The 7972-nt window shown below is 43.3% G+C and carries 8 protein-coding genes; 4 read left to right on the top strand and 4 right to left on the bottom strand.

Translation table 11 applies throughout. From position 1 onward, the window contains the following. The first annotated feature begins 857 nt into the window (after positions 1–857). Positions 858–1247 (top strand): hypothetical protein, encoded by a 390-nt coding sequence (locus tag VIP81_RS03105; protein ID WP_331957017.1) that lies wholly within the window; start codon positions 858–860, stop codon positions 1245–1247. A 202-nt stretch (positions 1248–1449) separates the two neighbouring features. On the opposite strand, the gene prfH is transcribed toward VIP81_RS03105, so the two are convergent. From prfH to VIP81_RS03090, 3 genes are read right to left on the bottom strand one after another with little or no spacing between them, the layout of a single operon-like run. Further along, the gene (prfH, locus tag VIP81_RS03100; protein WP_331957016.1) at positions 1450–2064 is read right to left on the bottom strand and encodes a peptide chain release factor H; all 615 of its coding nucleotides are present in this window, start codon (positions 2062–2064) and stop codon (positions 1450–1452) included. Between the two features lie 4 nt (positions 2065–2068). Further along, a complete protein-coding gene (locus tag VIP81_RS03095) occupies positions 2069–3469 on the bottom strand; it encodes an RtcB family protein (protein WP_331957015.1) in 1401 nt (466 codons plus the stop codon). Positions 3470–3499: 30 nt separating this feature from the next. Then, complete coding sequence (locus VIP81_RS03090; RefSeq protein WP_331957014.1) at positions 3500–3787, bottom strand: hypothetical protein; 288 nt, start codon at positions 3785–3787, stop codon at positions 3500–3502. 348 nt (positions 3788–4135) lie between these two features. Between VIP81_RS03090 and VIP81_RS03085 the strand changes: the two genes are divergently transcribed. After that, a complete protein-coding gene (locus tag VIP81_RS03085; protein WP_331957013.1) occupies positions 4136–4762 on the top strand; it encodes a TetR family transcriptional regulator C-terminal domain-containing protein in 627 nt (208 codons plus the stop codon). 5 nt (positions 4763–4767) lie between these two features. Then, positions 4768–6105, top strand: a complete 1338-nt coding sequence (locus tag VIP81_RS03080) for an AarF/ABC1/UbiB kinase family protein (RefSeq protein ID WP_331957012.1) — start codon at positions 4768–4770, stop codon at positions 6103–6105. Between the two features lie 103 nt (positions 6106–6208). On the opposite strand, the gene VIP81_RS03075 is transcribed toward VIP81_RS03080, so the two are convergent. Further along, positions 6209–6988, bottom strand: coding sequence for a fatty acid desaturase (locus VIP81_RS03075; protein ID WP_331957011.1), 780 nt, complete (start codon positions 6986–6988; stop codon positions 6209–6211). A gap of 146 nt (positions 6989–7134) precedes the next feature. On the opposite strand from VIP81_RS03075, the gene VIP81_RS03070 reads away from it, so the two are divergent. Further along, on the top strand, positions 7135–7972 hold an 838-nt coding region (locus VIP81_RS03070), incomplete at its 3' end, for a histidine kinase (RefSeq protein ID WP_331957010.1).

The following is a 7972-nucleotide window of genomic DNA, read 5'->3' as shown; positions in this document are numbered from 1 at the left end:
TTTCCCAGTATCGGTGAAATATTTCGGTGTAGGCCGCTTCGTCGGCCTGTTGTAGTCTTTGTAATAGTGCTATATCACTGAGTTCCTCCACGTGTTGTAATTGGTTGATAGGCGGCGTTGGATGTGAAAATAGTGAAAAAGCGGGGGAAAGTAAGGGTTAAATCATTTCTATAAATATTCTTTCTAAAACAGCTAAAAAATTCCATTGTAAATGGTACTTATCAATCAAAGAACGGTATTATCTGATACGAACATGATTAATAAAAATAGTCTTAAGTTATTAATCATGTTTGTATCAGATAATAATTCAGACGCAGGCAACTTCTTTTATTATAAACGAGTGTGTTGAATTATTACCAAATAAAAACGACCGTAGAAGAAACCCCTGACTTTCTGATAAATGGGAGTTTTTCTCTAAAATAGTCATAACAATTACAATAAATAGATATGCTTAAATATATTAATCATCAATGAAATAAAAGAAATAACAAGGAATTTTACTAACGAAAATAGACTCTGAGTGCGAATTTTTTTAGTCTTTTGCTCCCTTTTTGTTCACTATTTGTGGTATTTTTGTACGTAATGGTTGTATATCTGTTGTGCGACTTAAACTACAATAAGATTTATACCCAATATTAACTGGTCTTGATTCTTCTTTTTTTCACGCTTGATTCGTTAAGTTATTAATTCCTCTAATTGTTTATTTATGGCACATGTACTTGACTTAAAGGTCAAAGGTGTTAGGCCAGGGAAGGCTGTAAAAAATTCTTCTCCGGATCCGGCTCCCAATTGGATCAAAAGGTGCATTGTTAGATTGAAAGCCAAAAGGCGAGTTAATAAAATAATGCACAGCCTGAATGAAGCAAAAGAAATTCACGCCGGACGTAAAACAGCCCACACATTCGATGAGTTCCTCCGGGACTTATAATATTTTGACCACTACATTATTTGTCAAAGAAGCTACCGATTTAAAGAAAAAATACCCCAATATAAAAAACGATTTCTATGAACTTCAGAAAAAGCTCAAGGCAGATCCGATAACCGGTAATCAATCTTTGGGGAAAGATTGCTATAAAATAAGAATGAAAATATCGGACAAGAAATCTGGAAAAAGAGACGGTGCCCGTGTAATTGTTAAAGTAGTCATTATAGACAAAACGGTATATGTTTTATCTGTTTATGATAAATCGGAAAAGAGCAATATAACGGACGATGAGTTTCAAAAAAATGCTCAAGCAATGTCTTGAAAAACAAGTATAAACAGGAGCCCGATAAATTGGGCTTTTTTAATGCCATAAGGTTTACGCTATTCTTTCACTCCCTTCCGGGCCTTCCAAAAAAATGGCTTTAACACAAAAAAACTGCTTCAAACCATGGATGTATTATTAGGTAAAATCTGAAGATGAATAAACGCCCCAATGCAAACTCACCGGGGCATTCCTTCTCCACTTACAACCGCTCCTTTATCACCTTCACGGCCAACCCTCTTTCCAGCTCATTATGTTCCTGCCACTGGTCCTGCTGCTGACTCACCAGCACACCCGTTTGCCACGCCATAAATTTCGCTTCCAGTCGTTCCAGGCATAACTGTTTATTCTGCAACTGTGAGCGGCTATCCATAGCCAGCACCTGCAACCCGCTGGGCCGGTGTGTACCGCGAACGGCGGTTTCTACTTTATTCACATGTTGACCGCCGGGACCGGCAGCACGACAGGTTTCCAGCGTTACATCTTTGGGATTCCACTGCAATTGTTTTTTCACGTCGAATACCGAAACGCCTACAAACCAATTTTTGCGTTTATGAAATTTGCGGTAAGGACTTTGGGCAATCCACTGTACCGTACCTTCCCACTCTTTGAGGAAAGCGGAGAGGTGCTGACCTTTTGCCAACAGCGTAGCGGATAACAGTGTACCATTGATATCACCTTTTATATTTTCGAGTACCTGTATGCTGATATCTGCTGCTCTGGCTTGTTTGATGATGAGTTCCTGCACCCGGGCTACTACCCTGCAACATTCTGCAGGGCCGCGGCCGGAGCTGATCTGTATAATGATTTGTTCCATATACTTAATCTTTATTCATTCTTACGATGGCTGGCATGAACCGGCCTTGTATCTCTACTAATTCCTGCTGTGCGCCGATGACCTGTTCTATGTCTTTATACGCCAGCGGATTTTCTTCCACGCTGCCACCAATCAGGGTTACCCCTGCACTGGCCAGCATTTTCCTTAAACCGGATACGGTCATATTTTCTTTGGCTCTTTTACGACTCATGGCTCTGCCGGCGCCATGAGAGGCAGAGTATAAAGCGTTGTCCACTCCTTTGCCCATTACCAGGTAGGCGGCCGTACACATGCTGCCAGGGATGATCCCCATTTCTCCGGCATGTGCGGGAGTAGCACCTTTGCGGTGAATGATCACAGAGCGGCCATCTGCCAGGGTATCTTCCCAGGCAAAGTTGTGATGGTTTTCTACTTTCGCGAGTGCCTGTAACCCCAGTGCTTTCGTCAGGTTGGCATGGATGCGGTCATGACAGGCTTTGGCATAATCGCCCGCCAGGTTCATCGACAACCAATATTCCTGCCCGGCTTCACTGTTCATATCCAGCCATGCAAGTTGCTGCGCAGAGCGGGGCAATTTGCAGGTATCCATAGCAATGCGGGTATAGTGCTGTGCAATGTTAGCGCCCAGTCCGCGACTACCGGAATGTGACAACAATGCCAGGTATTTTTTTGCTGGTAATTGTAACGCATTGTCTTCGTGCAGATCGATTAATCCAAACTCTACGAAGTGGTTGCCGCTGCCGGAAGAACCCAGTTGCCGCGCTGCTTTGGCCTGTAATTTTTTCAACAGTTCGGTAGACTGAAACACCGGGCTATCCAATACGGCATGTTCCTGTGAAAATTCCAGTCCGCCTTCCATACCAAAGTGCGTGTATTCTTTCATCGCTACTTTTACCTGGTGGGAGAAGCGTTTCAAAAAGCTCTCTCCTTCATCCAGGATCGTGAGCGCCATGCGACAACCAATATCTACCCCTACAGCAAATGGCAGCACGGCATTTTGCGTGGCTAATACGCCACCTATTGGCAGTCCGTATCCGGTATGTGCATCCGGCATTAAAGCCCCCTGCACCGTAACGGGTAAAGACATGGCCAGCTCCATTTGTTGCTTGGCCGAACGCTCTATTTCTTTGGCCCCGTAGACTTTCAGCTGGCCTGTTTTTTCCAGCAATTCGTACGACTGGAAGTTACATTCCACTGGTTCATCCATAAAGGTGTCCGCTATTTTACCAAGGATGTCATCCGCCCGGTATTTAGCCGGGTCGGCTTTTATGTTTGTTAATAACTGTATGATCTCCGGCTTGCTGTGATGCTTAAAATGCCGGGAGATGATATTGATGACGAGGCTTCTTGCCTGGTCATTTGTATAACCTATTTTACTAAGTTCTTTTGTTTTTATGCTGCCCATAAATGGAAATATATTGAACGTTGTGTGACTTTACAGCGCGCACAACGCCCGCACAAACATGGTTGTTTGTGTAATGATGTTATAATGATTCTGAGAATTTGTTCCCGCGATGGGAACTGTCTTTCGTGGTGGCTGTATACGGACAAACGAAGGCAATAACGGAAATGCATATACGATAACAGCGATCCCGTAACAGGTATCCCTAAAAGTGATACCTATATTACGATACGGCAGCCTGCAGCTGTCGTGTACATTATCAGTGATGCTGATAAATACACGTGTATAGAAGATCCGGGCGTATACAATGCTGTATAACATCCATGTCTTTATAACTCCAGCTTATGCAAAAGTAAAAACACTGCGTTTGCCTGATCAGGCAAGGAGCGAAAGGGGCGATATGTGAGTACGTTCTGTCATGATTCCTTGTAATTTTAAAAATGAAGAATAAGGAATTCGGGTGCAAAGATATATTTATTTTCTAAATACCAAAAACTCATTTTTCAGGGGCTTTATTTCATACTCTTTTCAAGGCGAGATTTTAACATTTTCTGGCATTATAAAAAAGGGTTTATAACCCTGCATGACGTAAATTTGTATACCCGTAATTATTAACCTCCGGTAACCCGCTCCGGGCGGGCTATTTCAACAATAGTAAAACTTTTTCTCATGGACAAACAGCTCATCCGCAACGCTTACAAAGTGTACTGGCTGGAAAACGGCAAAGCACCTGTATCTGTTTATGCACTCTGCAAAATTGTAGACATCACAGAAGCCAGCTTTTACGAGCAATATAGTTCGCTGGAAGCGGTAGAAAAAGACATCTGGTTAGCGATTTTCCAACAAACCCTGGAACAACTGCAGGCAGATGATATTTACCAGCAATACAATGCACAGGAAAAGTTGCTGGCATTTTATTTCCTCTGGGTGCAGAAACTGAAAGAAGACCGCAGCTATCTGCTCCTGCAACGCAAACACTTCCGCTTACCTGATTTTTACCGCAATAAGCTGGAAACATTCCGTCAGGCTTTCAACAGCTATGTAAGCGACCTGGTAAAAGAAGGCTACCAGTCCAGCGAAATCAAGGAAAGAAAATATATCTCGGATCAATACGTGCACGGATTCTGGCTGCAGGCCATGTTTGTACTCAAATACTGGCTGGACGATACCAGCAACCAGTTTGAAATGACAGATGCTGCCATTGAAAAAGCAGTCAACCTCAGTTTCCAGCTCATCAAATCCAATACACTGGATAGCTTGCTGGACTTCGGGAAATTTATATTTACGCGGAAATAAGCACCATGAAAGAGCAATCCAATATACCCACCACCAAGGTGGAAAGGGCAGGCAAATTCGTTACGACCGGACTTAAGGTAGGTACCAATTATATCAAACATTACACACGCAAACTGATGGACCCTTCTACCACCAAAGAAGAGCTACATCAGGACAATGCCGCTGATATTTATGATACCCTGAGCAACCTGAAAGGCAGTGCGCTGAAAGTGGCGCAGATGCTTAGTATGGACAAAGGAATGCTCCCAAAAGCCTATACCGAAAAATTTGCGATGTCGCAATACAGCGCGCCACCATTAAGTGGTCCGCTCGTTGTAAATACTTTTGTAAAAACACTGGGAAAATCACCCTCACAGCTATACGATACCTTTGAAATGCAGGCCTCCAATGCCGCTTCCATAGGGCAGGTACATAAAGCCACCAAAAATGGGAAAACACTGGCGGTAAAAATTCAATACCCCGGCGTAGCCAACAGCGTGAAATCAGACCTGCGTATCGTAAAACCATTTGCTATCCGCATTGTGGGGATGAACGAAGTGGATATGGACAAATACTTTGATGAAATAGAAAGTAAGCTGCTGGAAGAAACAGATTATAAACTGGAACTCCGCCGCTCCATGGACCTTTCCCGGGCATGTGCGCATATTCCCAACCTGATGTTTCCCGGTTACTACCCGGAGATGTCGTCCGACCGCATCATTACCATGGACTGGCTGGATGGACAACATCTCAAGGAATTTTTACTCACCAACCCCTCCCAGGAAGTACGCGACAAAATAGGACAGGCATTATGGGACTTCTACCAGTTCCAGGTACACAGCCTGAAACAGGTACACGCAGATCCACATCCCGGCAACTTTTTAATGCGCCCCGATGGCAGCGTAGGCATCTTTGATTTTGGTTGTGTGAAAGAAATACCCGAAGATTTTTATATCAACTATTTCCTGCTGGTAGATAAGGAAGTGTTGAAAGATGAAAAACGCCGGCATGAGATCTATACCAACCTGGAAATGATCCATCCATCAGATACACCTAAAGAGGTGGAATTTTTCTCCGGCCTTTTCCAACATATGATTGATCTGCTCACCTTACCATTTACACTGGAAACCTTTGACTTTGGCAATGAGGTGTATTTCAATGAAATATATGCCTACATGGATGAACTGTACAACATGAAGGAAATCCGCGATTCTAAAGTAGCCCGCGGCTCCAGGCATAGTCTTTATATTAACCGCACTTATTTCGGATTATACTCTATTCTCAGCGACCTGCGGGCAAATGTGATCACAGGCCCTGCGAGAATACAGGAGCTGCACGCAGCCAGCGAAAGGCATAAAGCATAAAGCAAAAAGCCATTGAAGCGGGTGATTAATACGGATATTATTTTTCCGGTCATGTCATTCGCTTCAATGGCTTTTTGCTTTACGCTTTATGCCTTATGCTCCATCAAAACGTTTTCTTCTTTTCGAGTTCCGGCAATGCCGCATCAATACGTTTACACAGCTCTGGTAATTTTATAGTGGGTACGGCCGGAAACAGGTGATGTTCCAGATGATAAAACATGCTGAAAGTGATCGTGTTTTTCCATCCGGTACGTTGAGTTCTGGCAATCGTATCATGATCACAATCATGATGTACGCTCCACACGGCAAAAAATGCCATCATCAGCTCCCCGATGATCATCATGGCAATATGATACATCAGGAAATATACCTGGAAGTAAAATACCAACCCTGTAAACACAGCAATGGCGCCCAGTTCCAGCAACATATTACGTCGATAGTTCTTATTGCCCAGCTGCCAGGTAACACGGTGGATCAGCCACATATGCTTAGGTCCGTAAAAAATGGCGCCCAGTGCGCTCATGCCGGCCGACTTACCTTCATAATCTTCTTCCGATAAACAATATTTATGATGGCGGATGTGATTAAATTTCACCGCATGAATAGATGCCATCATTAAAATGCTGTTGGAAAATAAGGTAAACCAGGTCAGTTGTTTATTGGTACCGAGCGACTGATGAAAACCATTATGTACCTGTCGCAGGGCAGTTAGGAAAAAGATGGCCGAAAACGGCAGCGCCAACAGATAATGCCCGTACCAGGCCAATACCCAGGAGCCCAGCGCCCAGGGAATAGAAATATTATTTTCGATGAGCATTTCCCGGACAGACAGGCGGGTTAAGTCTTTCCAGGCAATTTTACGGGTAATATCAGCAGTAGCCATATACCAGAATTTAGGGAAAATGAGGTAATCAGGAATTCGGGGCAAAATTACAGCATAATTGAATGCCATTATCTGTTGGTCGTATAATTATTAAGGTTGGTCGCAACCTTTTTCACGACAATTATAGAAATGACTAAATTGGCGGCATGAAAGAAGAATGGTACTTCCGGAAATGGGCAGTCATTGCCAGGCATGTAGTAGCATGGCTGATATTTTTCTCTTTGCCCTACCTGTTGCACCCTACCAACGACAACTGGGAAAAGGAACACATGAATGATAAACAGGCCTGGACCTATTATCAATACTTTACCTACCTGGCACTCATCGTTTTCTTTTACCTGAATGCCTGGGTATTTATTCCGAAGATGGTATACAAAAAGCGCTTTTTTGAATACACCTTATATATCCTGAGTGCTTTTATTTTTATGTTTATCGCCAGATATTTGTTTGAGAACTTTTTCCTGCAGTCGCATACGATAGATATAAAACCCGTAATCCTGTTTACCGTCTTCACTGTTTTCTTTGTCCTCTGTGCCAGTACGGCCTTTCAGATGATTGTTGATAAGATGAAACAGGAAAGAAAAATCAGCGCCCGGGAAAATGAAAACCTGAAAACAGAGTTATCATTACTGCGTTCCCAGGTGAGCCCGCACTTTATGTTTAATGTACTGAATAACATGGTATCACTGGCCCGCAAAAAATCAGATGTGCTGGAGCCTTCGCTGATCAAGTTGTCGTCGCTCATGCGGTATATGTTGTACGAAGCAGATGAAGATAAGGTGCCCTTACAAAAAGAAACAGAATACCTGCAAAGCTATATAGACCTGCAACAGCAGCGGTTTGGCAAAAATGTGGCCATCAATGTGTCCCTGGAGGCAGCGGACAGTACTTATGAAATAGAACCCATGTTGCTCATTCCCTTTGTGGAAAACGATTTTAAACACGGAACGGGCCTGATTAGCAATGCCTGTATAGATATCAGTT

This window comes from Chitinophaga sp. (assembly GCF_036566945.1).
Classification (GTDB): Bacteria; Bacteroidota; Bacteroidia; order Chitinophagales; family Chitinophagaceae; genus Chitinophaga.
The sequence above is the reverse complement of the archived record's forward strand: the minus strand, read 5'-3'. Positions and strand labels throughout refer to the sequence as shown.